The sequence below is a fragment of the Thermomonospora echinospora genome (assembly GCF_900108175.1).
Classification (GTDB): Bacteria; Actinomycetota; Actinomycetes; order Streptosporangiales; family Streptosporangiaceae; genus Thermomonospora; species Thermomonospora echinospora.
In genome coordinates, this window is sequence record NZ_FNVO01000001.1 from 203557 (window position 1) to 219619 (window position 16063).

Below are 16063 nucleotides of genomic sequence, written 5' to 3' on the forward strand. Positions count from 1 at the left end.
GTCGACGGTCGCCGATACCGAAGTGGACGGGCTCGACGCGGCGGCCGACGGTCTAGCCTCTGAGGAATGGGCCGAATCGCTGCCGCCGCACTGGTGATTCTCGTCGACGCGGTGTGGCTGTTCCCCGACCGGCTGCCGGGCCGGGTGCTGCCGGTCTACGTCGCGGCGCTCGGGCTGGTGTTCGCGCTGCGGGCGCGCACCTCGGTCGGGGCGCTGTTGGCCGCCCTGAGCTTGGCGGCGGTGTCGGGCGGGCCGCTCGCCCTACTGGTCTGGTCGGGCTTCCACGCCGGGCACCGGGTGGCGACGTCACGGCCGGGCGCCGCGCTGGCCCTGGCCGGGATGCTCGGGTACGCCGGGGCGCGGATCGCCGAGCGAGGCATGCCGGTGCCGGCGATCGCCGCCGAGTGCGTGGTGCTCCTGGCGCTGCCCATGGCGGCCGGCGCGTACCTCGCCCAGCACCGGCGGCTGGTGGACGCGCTGGACGAGCACAACCGGCGGCTGCGCCACGAGCGGGAACTGCTCGCCGAGCGGGAGCGGCTGCAGGAGCGGCTGCGGATCGCCCGGGATGTGCACGACTCGCTCGGGCACCGGCTCGGCCTGGTGTCGCTGCAGGCGGCCGCCCTGGAGGCCGGGGAGCCGTCCGACCGGGAACGCAAGGAGGCCCTCCGGCTGATAGCCGACGCGTCGCGCCAGGCCGTGGACGAACTGCACGAGCTGGTCGGCGCGCTGCGCCGGCCGCCGGAGCCCGCCGGGCCCGTGCACGGACCGGCCGACATCGACGCGCTGGTCGCGGGCTTCCGTGCCGCCGGGGTGCCGGTCGCGTTGAGCGTGCGGGGCCGTCCCGGGCGGGTGGACGGACCGGCGGGGGAGGCCGCGTACCGGGTCGTGGAGGAGGCGCTGACCAACGCGGTCAAGCACGCCCCCGGCCGGCCGGTCACGGTGTCGCTGGAGTGGGAGCCCGGCGCCCTGCTGCTGTCGGCCGGCAACGAGCTGCCCGCCGGGCCCGTCCCGGAGGACGGCGGCAGGGGGCACGGGCTCGCCGGGCTGGCCGAGCGGGTGGGCCTGGCCGGTGGGCTGCTGAACGTCGAGCGGTCGGCGACCTGCTTCCGGCTCCGGGCCCTGATCCCGGCGGCCGGGGACGCCGTGCCCGGGCCGGAGCCCGAGGTCCGGCCCGAGCCGCCGGCCGGCGCGGGCGCACTGCGCCGGCTCCGCTTCGCCACCCTGGTCCTCGCCGCCGCGGCCCTGCTGTCGGCGGTCGGCCCGGCGGGAACGGGGGGAACGTGATCCGGGTGCTGGTCGCCGACGACGAGCCGCTGGTCGTGGCCGGGATCGGGGCCGTGCTGGGCGCCGCCGAGGACGTCGAGGTGACCGCCGTGGCGCAGGACGGGCGGACGGCGGTGGAGCAGGCGATCCGGCACCGGGTGGACGTCGCCGTGCTGGACATCGGCATGCCGCGGCTGGACGGGCTGGCCGCGCTGGCCGAGCTGCGCCGGCGGACGCCGGACGTGCGCGTGCTGATGCTGACGGCCTTCGGCGACGCGCCCAACGTGCGCGACGCCCTGGACGGCGGCGCCGCCGGGTTCGTGCTGAAGAACTGCGCGCCCGACGAACTGGTCCGCGCGGTGCGGGCGGTGCACGCCGGGGAGGCGTTCCTGTCGCCGGCGGTGACCCGGCTGGTGCTGGGCCTGCTCGGCCCGCAGCGGGCCGGGCGCCGCCGGGCGGCCGAGCGGTTGTCGGCGCTGTCGGCCCGGGAGGTGCAGGTGGCGTCGCTGGTAGCCGAAGGACTGTCCAACGCCGAGATCGGAGCGCGACTGCACATGAGCGAGACGACCATCAAGACCTACATGAGCCGGATCCTGGCCAAGCTGGGATGCGCGAACCGAGTGCAGGTCGCCCTGCTGGTCCGGGACGCCGGGGCGGGGTCGTGAAGGCGGCGGCCCCGGCAGGGCTGCTGTTGGCCGCCGGTGAGGGCAGCCGGCTCGGGCGGCCCAAGGCGCTGGTGGAGGTGGACGGTGAGCGGCTGGTCGACCGGGGGGTGCGGATGCTGCGCGCCGCCGGGTGCTCGCCGGTGCTGGTGGTGATCGGCGCGGCGCCGGTCGAGGTGGTCGGGGCGGTGGTCGTGCCCAACCCGCAGTGGCGCACCGGGATGGGGTCCTCGCTGCGCACCGGGCTGGCCGCGCTGCCGCCGGGCTGCCCGGCCGTGGTGGTCGCGCTGGTCGACCAGCCCCGGGTGACCTCCGAGGCGGTGCGGCGGCTGGTGCGCGCCCACCGGGAGGGCGCGCCGATCGCCGTGGCGACCTACGGGGGCACGCCGCGCAACCCGGTGCTGATCTCCAGCCGGTATTTCGCGGAGGTGGCCGAGTCCGCGGTCGGTGACGTGGGGGCCCGGCCGTTCCTGCGCGCCCACCCTGCGCTCGTGACCGGGGTGCCCTGCGACGACGTGGCCGCACCCGACGACATCGACACTCCCGACGACCTCGCCGCACTGGGCTAGCGGGGCCTGTGCCAAGATAAGGAACCGCTTACTTTGGTGGAGGTCGTATGCCCAAGCCGCGCCCCAGGTCGCACGACGCGTCCTGGACGCCCCGGTTCATGAAGCTGATGAGCAGAGCGCACGTGAGGGCCTACCGCGCGACGGGCGGGCTGGTCGGAGGCCGGATGCGGATCGGCTCGGCCTGGCTGCGGGGCGTCCCGGTGTGCCTGTTCACCACCACCGGGCGCAAGACGGGGCTGCCGCGGACCAGGCCGCTGCTCTACATGCGCGACGGCGACCGCGTCGTGGTGGTCGCCTCGCAGGCCGGCCTGCCGACCCACCCGCAGTGGTACCGCAACGTTCAGGCCGACCCGCAGGTGACCGTCCAGATCCGCCGGCGGCGGTGGCGGATGCGCGCCCGCACCGCCGACGACGCCGAACGCGCCGAACTGTGGCCCCGCCTGCTGGCGGTCTACGCCGACTTCGACGACTACCAGCGATGGGCCGGCGACCGCGTCATCCCCGTGGTGATCTGCGAGCCCGCCTGACCGCCGGCCGCCTCAGAACTCGAAGCCGCCGGGGCGCCCGTTGCGGTCGGCCAGCAGCCCGGCCAGGGTGGCCACCGCGATCTCGGCGGGCGTGCGCGAGCCGATGTTCAGCCCGATCGGCCGGTGCACGCGGGCGATGTCGTCGTCGGCCACCCCCAGCGCCCGCAGCGCCGGGACGTGCGGGGCGGGGTGGCGCGGGTTGCCCATCACGCCGATCCAGCGGGACGGGACGGCCAGCAGGTCGCGCAGCACCGGGCCGAGCTCGTCGCGGTGGTGGTCGGTGACGACGACGTCGGCCCGCCCGTCCAGGTCGGCGGTCGGCCCGGTGATCACCTTCGGCCCGTCCCAGCCGGCCGCGCGGGCCGGGTCGGGCTCCAGCAGCAGCGTGCGGAAACCCAGGTCGGCCCCGTAACGCAGCAGGAACTCCGCCACCGGAGAGGCGAACACCGCCACCAGTGTGCGGTCACTGGTGTCGGGCCTGACCTCGCCGTGCGCGACCGCGCAGGCCGGGTCGTCTTCGTGGACGTGGCTCATGCGCCCAGTGTCGCATCGGTGGCTCAGTCGGGTAGCACGCTCTCGTCCAGGGCGCCGCAGTCGACGGCGCGGCGCAGCCGGTCGTTGAGGGCCTTGACGGTGGCGGGCTCCTCCAGCACGCCGTTCTTGCCCGCCACCTGGTCCCGCCAGGCCCGCACCCGCCCGATCGCGTCGTCCACCCCGGCCAGGTGGAAGGCGTACACGGTGGCGTACCGGCTGGGCAGGTGCGCCGGGTGCAGGTCCCAGCCCTGGTAGAGGCCGTGCCGCAGCGAGTGCCGTACGCCCGCCGAGTGCGCCGCCCAGGTGCGGTTGACCTCGTCGGGGCCGTCGTTGCGGGGCACCACGTTGCAGGACCCGTCGCTGACCCGGATGCCGGTGCCCGCCAGCGCCACCTGCATGACGTTGCGGGCGAAGTCGCAGGCGGGATGCTCGATCCGCTGCTCGTCGGGGGGCAGCCCCAGTGCGGCGGTGTAGTCGTAGACCCCGAAGTGCGCGGCGGTGATGCGCCCCCGGCCGGCCTCGGCGATCGCCCGCACCCCGATCGTGCCCCGGTGGTCGATGATCGCCTCGGTGGTCTCGATCTGCACCTCGAAGCGCAGGATCCCGTTCGGCAGCCCGAGCGCGTCCTCCAGCCGGTCCAGGTAGTCGGCGAAGATCTCCACGTGCTCGGGCATCACCACCTTGGGAAAGGTGATCACGAAGCCGCCGGGCAGCCGGCCCAGCCGGTCGCGCAACTGGGTCAGGAAGCCGTCCAGGGTGCGCATGGTCCGCTCGTGGCCGCCGTCGGCGAAGGACTTGACCCGCAGTCCCCAGAAGTGCGGCAGCCCCTTGACCTGGTAGGCGGCGGCCACCGCCTCGACGACCTGAGCGACGTGCGCGTCCTCCTCGGAGTCGGGGCGCACCCCGTAGCCGTCCTCGAAGTCGATGCGCAGGTCCTCGATCGGCTCGGCGGCCAGCTTGGCGGCCACCCGCTCGCGCACCGTGCCCGCCAGGTCCGGGTCGATGTCGAACGCGGTGCCGAACGAGCCGGCGCCGGGGGTGTGGTTGTTGAACAGGCGCAGCGCCTCGGCGCCGAAGTCGGCCGGGGTCGTCCGGGAGAACCGGTCGGCCGGGACGTACACGGTGTGCACCGGCTGCCGTCCGCCGGCCGGGCCGGAGAAGTGCCGGTCATGTTCGGCGGACGCCGCCGCGATCCGCGCGGACAGGTCCTCGGTCGAGGAAACGCTCAGATTCACCCTGCAATGATCCCCCAAGAACCGGTGGTCGTGTGGCCCGGTTCGAGGTGGATCAGGTCGATTCCGCTGGCGAGGGCGTTCGGCGGGGCGGTCATCGGCTCTACCCCCAGGCCCCGGCGGCGCAGGCCCTCCGGCAGCGCGTCGGCGGTGTAGATCTCCAGCCAGGGCTGGGCGTCGTCCTGCCAGAACGACACCGCGCGCCCGCCGCCCCGCAGCCGCACCCAGGCCCGGCCCGCCTCGTCCCGGTGCAGCCCGGTGTAGGCGTTGTCGATCTGCTGCGCGCCGAGCAGGTCCGGCTTGCGGCGGTCGTAGGGGGTGCCGGTCACGTCCTGGGCGGGTCCCTCCGGGATCATCCGGTCGTTCACCGGGAGGTACCGGTCGCCGGGGATGGTCACCTCGCAGTCGTCGATCGGTTCGCCCACCGTGATGTACGGGTGCATGCCATGCGCGTACGGGGCCGTCCGGGCGCCGCTGTTGCGCGCCGTCACCCGGACGGTGAGCCCCGTGTCCGCCGCCAGCGTGTACTCGACGTCCAGGTCCAGCCGGAACGGGTAGCCGGCCGAGCCCAGCAGCCGGTGGACGAGCCGCAGCCGGTCCGGCTTGTGCTCGACCGCCGTCCAGGGCGCCCACCGCACCAGCCCGTGGATCGCGCAGTCCAGCTCCGGTTCGCTGATGTCGAGCTGGTAGGTCTGCCCGTCATGGGTGTAGCGCCCGTGATCGACCCGGTTGGGCCAGGGGATCAGCAGCTGGCCCAGCGCGGCCGGGGCGGGCTCGTCGGCGCCGTGCGACAGGATCACCGGCCGCTCCTGCCAGGCCAGCTCCCGCAGCGCCGCCCCGCTCTCGGTCACCACCGCCCGGTACGCCCCCGCGGTGATTTCGTACTGGCTTCCGGTGATCTGTTCGCTCATGATCCGATTTCTACCCTGAACCGGGTCCGACAGGCGCGCCGTCCACGCGGTCAGCGTGCGGCGGGCTCCGGAACGGCCTCGGCCGGCCCGGCGACGATGGTGACGGCGGGGCGGGCGCCGCGCAGCGCGTACAGGCTGAGCGGGATGCCGACCGCCACGATCGCCGCCGCGACGAGCAGGGTGGACTGGTAGGCCTCCAGGAAGGCGTCCTGCGGGGCGAGCCCGTCGCGCAGGTGGCCGCTCTGGCGGGAGTTGAGGATGGCGCCCAGCACGGTGATGCCCAGCAGGCCGAACACCTCGCGCGAGACGTTGAGCGTGCCCGAGGCCACGCCCGCCCGGTCGGCCGGCAGCACCCCGAGGACCACGTCGGTGAGGGGCAGCAGCAGCCCCGCGCCCAGCCCGTACAGCAGGAACCAGGGCAGCAGGTCCGGGTAGCCGTCACCGGCCCCGACCCCGGAGATCGCGCCGACCGCCACCGCCATCAGCGCCAGGCCCGCCGCCACCGTGGCCGCCGCGCCGAACCGGGCCGCCGCCCGGCCCGACAACGGCGCCACCACCGCCATCACCAGCGCCATCGGCACGAACGCCGCGCCCGCCTCCGTCGGGCTGAAGCCCAGCGAGCCCTGCAGGTACAGCGCGGTGAAGAAGTAGATGCCGAAGATCCCGAATGACCACAGCCCCATCGCCAGCAGCCCGCCGGAGAACACCCGGTGCCGTACCAGCGACAGGTCGATCATCGGGTCGGCGGTCCGGCGCTCGGCCACCACGAACAGCGCCGCCGCCAGTGCGGACACCGCGAAGCAGCCCAGGATGACGCCCGAGGTCCAGCCCCGCGACTCGCCCTCGATCAGCGCGAACGTCAGCGCGAACAGCGCGGTCGCCGAGGTGGCCAGGCCGGCCGGGTCCAGCCGCCGCCACGAGGCGCCGCGCCCGCCGGGCACCCCACGCACGCCGGCCAGCGCCAGCGCGGCGGTGACGGCGCCGATCGGCACGTTGATCAGGAAGATCCAGCCCCAGTGGGCGTGCTCGCTGAGCAGCCCGCCGGTGAACGGGCCGATCGCCAGGGCCAGCGCGCCGACCCCGCCCCAGATGCCGATGGCCAGGCCGCGCTCGCGCGGGTCGGGGAACATCGCCGGCAGCACCGCCAGCGCGGCGGGGGTAAGCAGCGCCGCGCCCACGCCCTGCACGGCGCGTGCGGCGATCAGCATCTCCTGGCCGCTGGCCAGCCCGGCCACCAGTGAGGACACCGTGAAGACGGCCAGCCCGGCCAGTAGCGCCCGGCGCACCCCGAACACGTCCGCCAGCCGCCCGCCGACCAGCAGCAGCCCGGCGAACACCAGGATGTAGCCGCTGACGATCCACTCCAGGCCGGAGATGGTCAGCCCCAGGTCGCGCTGGATCGAGGGGAGCGCGACGTTGACGACGTTGTTGTCCAAATAGGTCATGAAGGTGGCCAGCGCCACCGCGCCGAGCGCGAGCCACCGCCGCGGGTCGTTCATCGGATCTCCATTTCCTGTACGTCGTACTTGTACGCCGTACATGTACATCGCACAGGAGAGCATGTACGGCGTATAGTCGTCAAGTGGCACCGGACAAGCTGACGCGGGAAACGGTCGTGGCGCGGGCGCTGGAGCTCGCCGACGCCGAGGGGATCGAGGCCGTCACCATCCGGCGGCTGGCCCAGGAGCTGGGCGTCACCCCGATGGCGCTCTACTGGCACTTCAAGAACAAGGAGGAGCTGCTCATCGGCATCCTCGACGCGGTCTTCGGGCAGCTGATCGCCGCGCCGGCCGTCGGCGAGCCCTGGCAGCGGCGGCTGCGCATCGTCCTGGCCGCGCTGGTCGGGGTGCTGCGGCGGCACCGCTGGGTGCCCTCGATCCACCAGGCGGTGTCCAAGCAGCGTTCGGAGAGCTTCCAGCGCGCCACCGACTACGCGCTGGGCCTGCTGGCCGAGGCCGGGTATCCGCCCCAGCGCGCCTACCAGGTCGCCTCGTACCTGCTCAACGGCGCGACCGCACTGGTGGCCAATGACCCGACCGGACCCCCGGGGCTCTCGGAGCAGGACGCCGGCCAGTGGCGGCGCACGCACCGGCTGGAACTGGAGTCGCTGCCGCCCGGCGAGTTCCCCTGCCTGGTGGAGTACGGGCGGACGCTGGTCGAGGAGCCGGACGTGGAGGGCTACTACGCCTTCGGCGTCGACCTGCTGATGGCCGCCGTGGAGACGATGGCCCCTGCCGGCCAGGGGCCGGCCGCCCCGGCGCCCCCCGGCTCGGGGGGCTGAGGGCCGGGCGCCCATCGGCACGGGACCGTTCGGGCCGGTGTCATCCTTTCGTGCGCCCTTTCGTGCGCAATCGTTCGCACGCCGCCGCACCGACGGTGTCCGGTGGGCGTCCACCGTTCGGAGCGATGGCGCGGCGGGACGGGGCGTCCCGCCGCGGACGAGTCAGCGGGCCTGCGTGGCCAGGGCGTGCAGCGCCGCGGTGAACACCTGCGCCGGGGGTTCCACCAGCCCGGCGCCGACCTGGCCGGTACCGGCCACCCGGCCCGCCATCCCGGTGTTGATCACCGGCAGGATCCCGGTACGTACCACCCGGGTCACGTCCACGCCCGTCGGGGTGCCGCGGAACGACAGGATCGGCACCTGGAACACCGGATGCTCGGCCAGCGTGATCTCCCGCATCCGCCGGGTGGCGGCCAGCGCGTCCGGCACCTCGCCGCCCACGAACCGCACGATCGCCGGCGCCGCCGCCATCGCGAACCCGCCCAGCCCGGCGGTCTCCATGATCGTCGAGTCGCCGATGTCGGGATTGGCGTCGGCCGGCCCGTAGGAGCCCAGGTAGAGGCCGTCCGGAGTGCCCGCCGGGCCGGTGAACCAGCGGTCGCCGGTGCCCGACACCTGGATCCCGAAGTCGGTGCCGTTGCGCGCCATCGCCACCACCAGGCTGGAGCCGGGCACCCCGCGCGCCGCGTCCGCGCTCACCTTGGCCGCCGCCATCGCCAGGTTCAGGTAGAAGTGGTCGTTGCCGTGCACGAACCGCAGCACCTCGGCCAGCCGGTCCGGCGGCGCGCCGGCCAGCACGATGTCGCCCGCCAGCTCCCGCACCAGCAGCGAGGTCGCCGCCCGGTTGCGGTTGTGCAGCTCGTCGCCCATCTGCAAGGCCTGCGCCGTGATCGCGGTGAGGTCCACCGGGCCGTGCCGGCGCACGGCGTCCCGCAGCACCGGTCCGAGCACCGCGCCCATCCAGCGCAGCCGCTCGATCACCTCCGGGCCGTACGCCCCGTACCGCAGCACCTTGCCCAGGCCCTCGTTGAGGGAGCAGTACGACCGGCGCGCCGCCCCGTTCTCGGTGTCCTCGATCACGAACATCCACATGGACGGGCTGACCACGCCCGCCATCGGCCCCACCGCGGCGTGGTGGTGGCAGGAGTCCAGCCGGGCCGTCCCGGCCGCCAGCGACCGCTCCGCCTCCTCGGGGGAGGCGGCCAGCCCCTCCAGCAGCATGGCGCCGATCAGCGCGCCACGCATCGGGCCGGACGCGCGGTCCCACTCCAGCGGCGGACCTGCGTGCAGGAACAGGCCGGGCTCCAGTCCCAGCACCTCACCGGCGGGCCGCACGTCCACCAGCCGCGGGCGGGCCGCCAGCATGCGCCCCACCGCCGTGGCGTTGGCGGTGGCGTGCCGGGGGTCGCCGAGCACCGCGTTCAGCGCGTCCACCGCCTCGGCGGGCGGCGGACGCCAGTCCACCGGCTGCACCGCGACGGCCTGCTGCTCCAGCGCCTCGGCCAGCGCGGGCGCGCCGACGGCCACCACCCGCGGCTCGCGGCCCAGCAGCCCGCCCAGCCGCCCGTTCATCGCGCCGCTCCACGCCGCGCCAGGCGCCCCCGCCGCGGTGCGGCGCCCGTTCCCGGCGCTCCGCCGCCCCCCGGTCCGGACGTCGTACGGCCGCCCGCGATCATCGCCCACCTCCGTTCCGGGCCAGGCCGGCCGCGTACCGGGCCGCGGCGGCGTTGGAGACGAACACGTCGGCCCCGGCGGCCCGCAGCGCGGCGGCCTGCCGGTCCCGGTCCTGTGGGTCGGCCGGCGTCCCGCACAGCGACACCACGATCCGCAGGTCGTCCCGGCGCTCCAGCGCCGACTCCACCGCCGGGGCCAGCAGCGCGGCCGGATCCGGCTCGGCCCCGTACCCCAGCACCACGTCCAGCAGCAGCACCGCGCAGGCCGGGTCGGCGGCCTCGGCGGCCAGCCGTTCCAGCCGCAGCGTCGGATCGATCAGGGGATGGGCGCGGCCCCGGGTGTACCCGTCGTCGCCGAAGTCGATCAGCCGGTGGCCGCCGGAGCCGAATGCGGGCCCCAGTACCCGGCGGGCGACGAGGGCGGCCTCCGCACACAGCGTGCCGCCGGCGAACAGCCCGCGCAGCGCACCCGGCCGCGGCCGCGCCGTGCGCCGGTCCGCCGGCCAGGACGGCCAGCGGGGCGCCGCGCGGCCGAGCGTGGTCAGCACCTCCTCGGTGGAGGCGGTCAGGTCCGCGGAGTCCTCGCCGAGCATCGCGAACCGCACCGGGGTGTCGAGCCTGCGGGCCGCCGAGTGCACCAGGTCGGCCACCCGGGGCGCGGGCGGCTTGGTCACCACGGCGATCAGCTCGGTGGCCGGGTCGGCGTCCAGGGCGGCCAGCGCGGCCAGCGTGGACCGCCCGCTCACCTCCGCCGACAGGTCACGGCCGCCGACCCCCAGCACGTGGCGCACCCCCACGCCGGCGGTGTCCAGCAGGCACATCATCTGCTGGGCGCCGGTGCCCGAGGCGGCCACGAGGCTCACCGGGCCGGGCCGGACCGCGTTGGCGAACCCCAGCCCCACCCCGCCGATCACCGCCGTACCGCAGTCGGGCCCCATCACGATCAGGCCCCGCCGCCCGGCCGCCTCCTTGAGCGCCACCTCCTGGTGCAGCGGGACGTTGTCGCTGAACACCATGACGTTCAGCCCGGCCGTCAGCGCATCCATCGCCTCGACGAACGCGTACCGGCCGGGCACCGACACCAGCGCCAGCCCGCCGGGCTCACCGAGCCGGCGGGCGGCCGCGCCGGCGGTCCGGGGCGGCTCGGTCTCCGCGATCCCCGGCGCGGCGGGCGCGGGGACCTCGGCCAGCAGCCCGTCCAGCGCTCGCCGGGCCCCGTCGACGGCGGCCTCGCCGACGCCCCGGATCGCCACCACCAGGTCGTTGGGCCCCGCTCCGGCGGGCACCGCGAAGCCCTGCTGGGTCAGCAGGTCGAGGTTCAGCTCGGTGGCCATGGCGACCATCGCCGCCGTGACCCCGTCACGCTCGGCCAGCGTCCGGCTCACCCGCATCAGGGTGACCGAATCGCGGTAGGCCCCGCTCCGGACCTCGACCCACGAGTTCACCGCATCACTCCGCTCCGCATTCGGCGGCCTTGCAGGCACGCCGCCCTCCTTCGTCGCGTCGAGGGCGCCCGTTTCCGGCGCTGCCCCCTCCTCGGCCCGGGCGTCGTGCGGCTGCTCGCGTTCATCGCGGCGCTTCGCTCCGTGGTCCGCAGCCCGCTGCGCACGCCGCCCCTCTTTGTCGCGGTGAGGCGCTCGTCTCCGGCGCCTGGCCCATCCTCGGTCCGGAGGCCGTGCGGCTACGGGCGGTCATGCGGACGCCCTGTGGCCCTTCAACGCGGTGAGCGACAGGGTCAGCACCGCGCGGCAGCCGGCCAGCAGGCCGAAGGCCAGGTCGGCGCCCGAGGTGTGGCCGGCGGCCAGCAGCCGGCGCAGGGCCGGGGCGAGTGGTTCCAGCCCGGCGATCCCGCGCAGCACAGCGATGACCTCCGCGCTGGCCTGGCCGTCGGCGGCGCAGTGCAGCAGCGTGGCGGCCAGCGTGGTGGTGCGGGTCTCGGCGTCGGCAGTGACCGCGGCGCCCAGCCAGTCGGCCAGCCACAGCGCGGTGCGGCCGTGCTGCACCGAGCCGCCCAGCGCGCGCAGCGCGACCAGCAGCGCGGCCAGCACGTCGTCGCCGCTGGGGGTCAGGCCGGGACCCAGGCCCACGATGCGCTCGGCGGCCTCGACGGCACCGGCCAGATCGCCGTCGGCGCACCGGCCCGCCAGCAGGTGCGGGTCGGGGTGTCCGGCCAGCCCGAACCGAGCGTCGGCGAGGGCGGCCTCCAGCTCGCGCACCCCGTGAGTGAGCCGTGCCAGGGCCACCGGGCCCAGCGTCGGCGAGGGGTCCCACCAGCGGCGCACCCGCACGCGCAGCGCGCCGACCTCGACCAGGCCGTCGCCGGCCCAGGCCTCCTCGCCCTCGTGGATCGAGCGCAGCGGCCGGTCCCGGCTGCCGGCGGCGATGACCACCGAGTTTGGCAGCCGTACCGCGTCGCTGCACACCACGGCCAGCACCCGCGGCTCGGCGGCCGTGCGCATCTCCAGGTACAGGGCCGCGGGGAAGGCGGCGATGACCCGGCCCGGTGTCCGCGGCGGGTCGAGAAGGTCGCGCAGGCTCACACCGGCCGCACCGGGGATGTCCGGTCCTGCGGTCCGGGCGGCGCCCGGGATGACGGATGCGGCGGATCGCGCCGCGCCCGCTAGCGGGGGCCGGGGCCGCTGCCGGGTTGGCAGGGAGACCGGCTCGCGCATGACGGCAGTCACAAGCCCTCCAGACGTCGTTTTCTGGGAAACGTAGACTCTGGCCTAGTCCGGACGTATGGAGAAACGTGCCAAGGATGGTTGTCAGGCTTCGTATTTCTTGTCAGGGTTGAGCGCGGACGAGTGCGGACCGGCCCCAACCGGGCATCCGCGTACACCGGCAGGAGACCCCTGACATGCTCCCCGACAAGCTCACCGACCGGTCCTACCCCACCGCCGATCCCGGTCCCCCTGCACTCCGGCTGGCCAGCACCGGCACGCTGACCTACGGGCTGTCGGTGGGGGAGGTGCTCGGCGTGTCCACCCTGACCGGGGCCCGCCTGATCGGCGGCCGGTCCGGGCTGGACCGCATCGTGCAGCGCCTCAACGTGATGGAGGTGCCCGACATCCTGGCCTGGGTCAAGCCGCACGAACTGCTGCTGACCACCGGCTATCCGCTGCGCAACACCCCGCAGGCGCTGGACGACCTGGTCGCCGACCTCGACGCGCGCGGGCTGGCGGCGCTGGCCGTCAAGCTGGGCCGCTATCTGGACGGGCTGCCGCAGCGGATGATCGAGCAGGCCGACCGGCTGGGCTTCCCGCTCATCCTGCTGCCCAGCGACGTGGGGTTCGACGACATCCTCAACCAGGTGCTCACCGACATCCTCAACCGGCAGGCCGCGGTGCTGGCCCGCACCGAGGAGGTGCACCGGGCGCTGGTGCAGATCGTGCTGAGCGGGGGCGGGCTGCAGGAGGTCGTGGACGAGGTCGCCGCCCTGCTGGAGGTGGCCGTGGTCGCCATGGACGGGGAACGGCGGATGCTGGCCGGCTCCGGCCCCGACGAGCAGTTGCGGGCCATGCTGTCGTGGGACGGTCCCGCGGGCACCGTACAGGCCGGCGACCACCTGATGGTGCCGGTGTTGGCCGGCGGCTTCGACCACGGCCGCATCGTCGCCCACAGCCCCGGCGGCGGGCTACGCGAGACCGACGTGGTGGGCATCCTGGAGCGGGCCGCCACCGTGGTCGCGCTGCTGATCACCAAGCAGCAGGCGGTCGCCGCCGTGGAGAGCAAGTACCGCGCCGACTTCCTGCGCGACGTGCTGGTCGGGCGGGCCGGCGACGACGACCGGGTGATCGCGCACTGCGCCGGGTTCGGCTGGGACCTGGACCGCCCGATGGCCGTGCTGGTCGCCGAGCTCGACGGCCGGATCGGCGGCGAGCCGGACGGCCGGGGCCGCGGCGGGCGCGGCGGCGAGCCGGGCGGCGAGGCGCCCGCGCGCTCGCGTGGCACCGACGAGCGGATGGTGCAGGAACGGCTCGCGGGCGCGTGGACGACGGTGGTGCGGCGGCACGACCGGCACGGCGCCGTGGCCAGCTTCGCCCACGAGGTGGTCGCCATAGTGGGCGCTCCGGGCGCTCCGGGCGCCGCGGGCGGGTCCGGAGCCCAGCCCGCGCCTGACCTGTCCGTGCTGGTCAAGGAGGCGGCGGCGGTGTTCGCCGAGCCGCACGGCCCGCGCCGCACCTTCTCCACCGGGATCAGCCGGACGGTGACCTCTCCGGCCGAGCTGCCCGAGGCCTACGAGCAGGCCGTCAAGGCGGTGCGGGTCGGCCGGCAGATGCACGGCGACGGGGCTCGCGCCCACTTCGACCAGCTGGGCGTCTACCGGCTGCTGAGCCTGGTCTCCGACCCGGCCGAGCTGCACGTGTTCGTACGGGAGACGCTCGGCGAGCTGGCCGACGACGACGAGCCCGAGGCGATGGACCTGCGCCGCACCCTGCAGGTGCTGCTGGAGACCAACCTGAACGTGGCCGAGACCGCGCGCCGCCTGCACTTCCACTACAACACCCTGCGCTACCGCATCGGCAAGCTGGAACGGATGCTGGGCCCGTTCACCGAGGACGCCCACCTGCGGCTGAATCTCACCCTGGCGCTACACGTGCTGCGGATGCGGGGGATCTAGCCGGACCCCGCCGTTAACACGGATGTGATCTGGAGCACAGTGAGTGCACAATGACGACCGCCCTGTTTGGCAGATGTCGCCGATGATGCCCCCTGCGGTTCCGTCTATTTTCCCCGGATAGACGTCGCTGCGGCATTCTTCACGGGCGGCCACGGACGGCCGTGGACGGCCGTGGACGACATCGCGGCGGGTCGAGACCGGAGGACACCGGGCCCACCGCCGATACCGAGGGAGCGGGAATGGCATTCGGCTGGAAGGTGCACGGTGACGGGCGCAGCCCCGCGCCGGGCGAGGTGGTCAGGCCGGACGAGCGGCTGAGCTGGCCGCGGACGGCGGGCCTGGGAGCCCAGCACGTCGTCGCCATGTTCGGCGCGACGTTCGTGTTCCCCCTGGTGATGGGGCTGGACCCGAACCTCGCGGTGATGATGTCGGGCGTGGCGACGATCCTGTTCCTGCTGATCGTGCAGGGCAGGGTCCCCAGTTATCTGGGCACCAGCGCCTCGTTCGTGGGCGGGGTGTTCGCCATCCGCGCCGGGGTGGACGGCGCCGCCGGGGACGCGGTGGTGACCGGGGCGATCCTGGTCGCCGGGCTGGTGCTGGCGGCCGCCGGGCTGGTCGTCCACTTCCTCGGGCCGCAGGTCATCCACCGGGTGTTCCCGCCGCCGGTCACCGGCGCGGTGGTGATGCTGATCGGGTTCGGGCTGGCGTTCGTGGTGGCCGACACCTACTGGCCGCAGGACCACTGGGTCGCCCTGATCACGATGACCTTCGTGTTCGTGGTCATGGTGGCCTTCCGCGGGTTCGTCGGCCGGATCTCCATCCTGCTCGGCCTGGTCTTCGGCTTCGTGCTGTCGTGGGTGCTGGACCTGTTCGGCCAGATCACCTCTGTGCTGCCGGGCGCCAACCTGCGCGACGCGGCCGGCGCCCCGTGCCCGGCCGAGGGACCCTACTGCCTGGCGACCGCGTTCCCGCATGACCGGGTGAGCTTCGCTGGGGTGCGGGAGGCGGCCTGGTTCGGGCTGCCGGACATGCACGCCCCCGACTTCAAAATGTCGGCGGTGCTGTTGGTGCTGCCCGCGGTGATCGCGCTGATCGCGGAGAACACCGGGCACGTCAAGGCGGTCGGCGAGATGACCCGCGCCGACCTGGACCCGCTGATCGGCCGGGCGATCTTCGCCGACGGCGTCGGCACCGTGGCCGCCACCTCGGTGGGCGGCTCGCCCACCACCACCTACGCCGAGAACATCGGGGTGATGGCGGCCACCCGGGTCTACTCGACGGCGGCCTACTACGTGGCGGCGGTCATCGCGATCCTGTTCGGCCTGTGCCCCAAGTTCGGCGCGCTGGTCGCGGCCACCCCCGGCGGGGTGCTCGGCGGCGTCACCGTCATCCTGTACGGGATGATCGGCCTACTCGGCGCCAAGATCTGGGTGGAGTCCCGGGTGGACTTCGCCGACCCGGTCAACATGGTGCCGGTGGGCGCGGGCGTCATCTTGGCCATCGGCCCGGTGGTGCACCCCATCAGCGAGGATTTCAAGCTGGAGGGCATCGCCCTGGGCACCATCGTGGTACTGGCCGGGTATCACCTGCTACGGGCGATCTCCGTCCGGGTCGGCGGCGGGCAGGAGGTCTCCTACGGCGAGGTCGGCTTCGAGAAGGACCCCACGGCCAGTGCGGCCGGCACCGCCGAGACCACCGACAGCATCGACAGGGCCGACAGGGCCGACAGGGCCGACAGGGCCGACAGGGCCGATGACGCCGACGAGGCCGCCAGGGAAAGGCCGGTGTAG

13 protein-coding genes and 1 pseudogene are annotated in these 16063 nt (G+C 74.6%); 7 read left to right on the forward strand and 7 right to left on the reverse strand.

The window, feature by feature from the left end; genetic code table 11:
* Positions 1–66 precede the first annotated feature (66 nt).
* The 4 genes from C4U03_RS00960 to C4U03_RS00975 are packed head-to-tail and all read left to right on the forward strand — an operon-like array spanning position 67 to position 3021.
* Positions 67–1284: a sensor histidine kinase gene (locus C4U03_RS00960; protein ID WP_103935670.1), complete on the forward strand. Its 1218-nt coding sequence runs from the start codon at positions 67–69 to the stop codon at positions 1282–1284.
* Positions 1281–1928: a response regulator transcription factor gene (locus C4U03_RS00965; protein WP_103935671.1), complete on the forward strand. Its 648-nt coding sequence runs from the start codon at positions 1281–1283 to the stop codon at positions 1926–1928. Before C4U03_RS00960 ends, C4U03_RS00965 begins: the two co-directional genes overlap by 4 nt.
* Positions 1925–2494: a nucleotidyltransferase family protein gene (locus C4U03_RS00970; RefSeq protein WP_235017547.1), complete on the forward strand. Its 570-nt coding sequence runs from the start codon at positions 1925–1927 to the stop codon at positions 2492–2494. Before C4U03_RS00965 ends, C4U03_RS00970 begins: the two co-directional genes overlap by 4 nt.
* Before the next feature lie 47 nt (positions 2495–2541).
* The gene (locus tag C4U03_RS00975) at positions 2542–3021 is read left to right on the forward strand and encodes a nitroreductase family deazaflavin-dependent oxidoreductase (protein ID WP_103935673.1); all 480 of its coding nucleotides are present in this window, start codon (positions 2542–2544) and stop codon (positions 3019–3021) included.
* Positions 3022–3033: 12 nt separating this feature from the next.
* Here C4U03_RS00975 and C4U03_RS00980 read toward each other — a convergent pair whose 3' ends face one another.
* The 4 genes and pseudogenes from C4U03_RS00980 to C4U03_RS00995 form a co-directional block, all read right to left on the reverse strand.
* Positions 3034–3555, reverse strand: a complete 522-nt coding sequence (locus C4U03_RS00980; protein WP_103935674.1) for an XdhC family protein — start codon at positions 3553–3555, stop codon at positions 3034–3036.
* Between the two features lie 98 nt (positions 3556–3653).
* Positions 3654–4790: pseudogene (locus tag C4U03_RS00985) on the reverse strand (DUF6986 family protein); the annotation flags it as partial.
* A complete protein-coding gene (locus C4U03_RS00990) occupies positions 4787–5698 on the reverse strand; it encodes an aldose 1-epimerase family protein (protein ID WP_103935676.1) in 912 nt (303 codons plus the stop codon). The gene C4U03_RS00990 and the pseudogene C4U03_RS00985, both read right to left, overlap by 4 nt.
* 50 nt (positions 5699–5748) lie before the next feature.
* Complete coding sequence (locus tag C4U03_RS00995) at positions 5749–7197, reverse strand: MFS transporter (RefSeq protein WP_103935677.1); 1449 nt, start codon at positions 7195–7197, stop codon at positions 5749–5751.
* An 83-nt stretch (positions 7198–7280) separates the two neighbouring features.
* Here C4U03_RS00995 and C4U03_RS01000 point away from each other — a divergent pair, with 83 nt between their 5' ends.
* Positions 7281–7979 (forward strand): TetR/AcrR family transcriptional regulator, encoded by a 699-nt coding sequence (locus tag C4U03_RS01000; protein ID WP_103935678.1) that lies wholly within the window; start codon positions 7281–7283, stop codon positions 7977–7979.
* A 162-nt stretch (positions 7980–8141) separates the two neighbouring features.
* On the opposite strand, the gene C4U03_RS01005 is transcribed toward C4U03_RS01000, so the two are convergent.
* From C4U03_RS01005 to C4U03_RS01015, 3 genes are all read right to left on the reverse strand, one after another.
* Entirely contained in the window at positions 8142–9551 is a 1410-nt protein-coding gene (locus C4U03_RS01005; RefSeq protein ID WP_103935679.1) for a YlbE family protein, read from the reverse strand.
* Between the two features lie 100 nt (positions 9552–9651).
* Positions 9652–11097, reverse strand: a complete 1446-nt coding sequence (locus C4U03_RS01010; RefSeq protein ID WP_103935680.1) for an FdrA family protein — start codon at positions 11095–11097, stop codon at positions 9652–9654.
* Positions 11098–11343: 246 nt separating this feature from the next.
* Positions 11344–12192, reverse strand: coding sequence for an oxamate carbamoyltransferase subunit AllH family protein (locus tag C4U03_RS01015; protein WP_235017549.1), 849 nt, complete (start codon positions 12190–12192; stop codon positions 11344–11346).
* Between the two features lie 317 nt (positions 12193–12509).
* Between C4U03_RS01015 and C4U03_RS01020 the strand changes: the two genes are divergently transcribed.
* Both C4U03_RS01020 and C4U03_RS01025 read left to right on the forward strand, forming a co-directional pair.
* Entirely contained in the window at positions 12510–14273 is a 1764-nt protein-coding gene (locus tag C4U03_RS01020; RefSeq protein WP_103935682.1) for a PucR family transcriptional regulator, read from the forward strand.
* 239 nt (positions 14274–14512) lie between these two features.
* A complete protein-coding gene (locus C4U03_RS01025) occupies positions 14513–16063 on the forward strand; it encodes a uracil-xanthine permease family protein (RefSeq protein WP_103935683.1) in 1551 nt (516 codons plus the stop codon).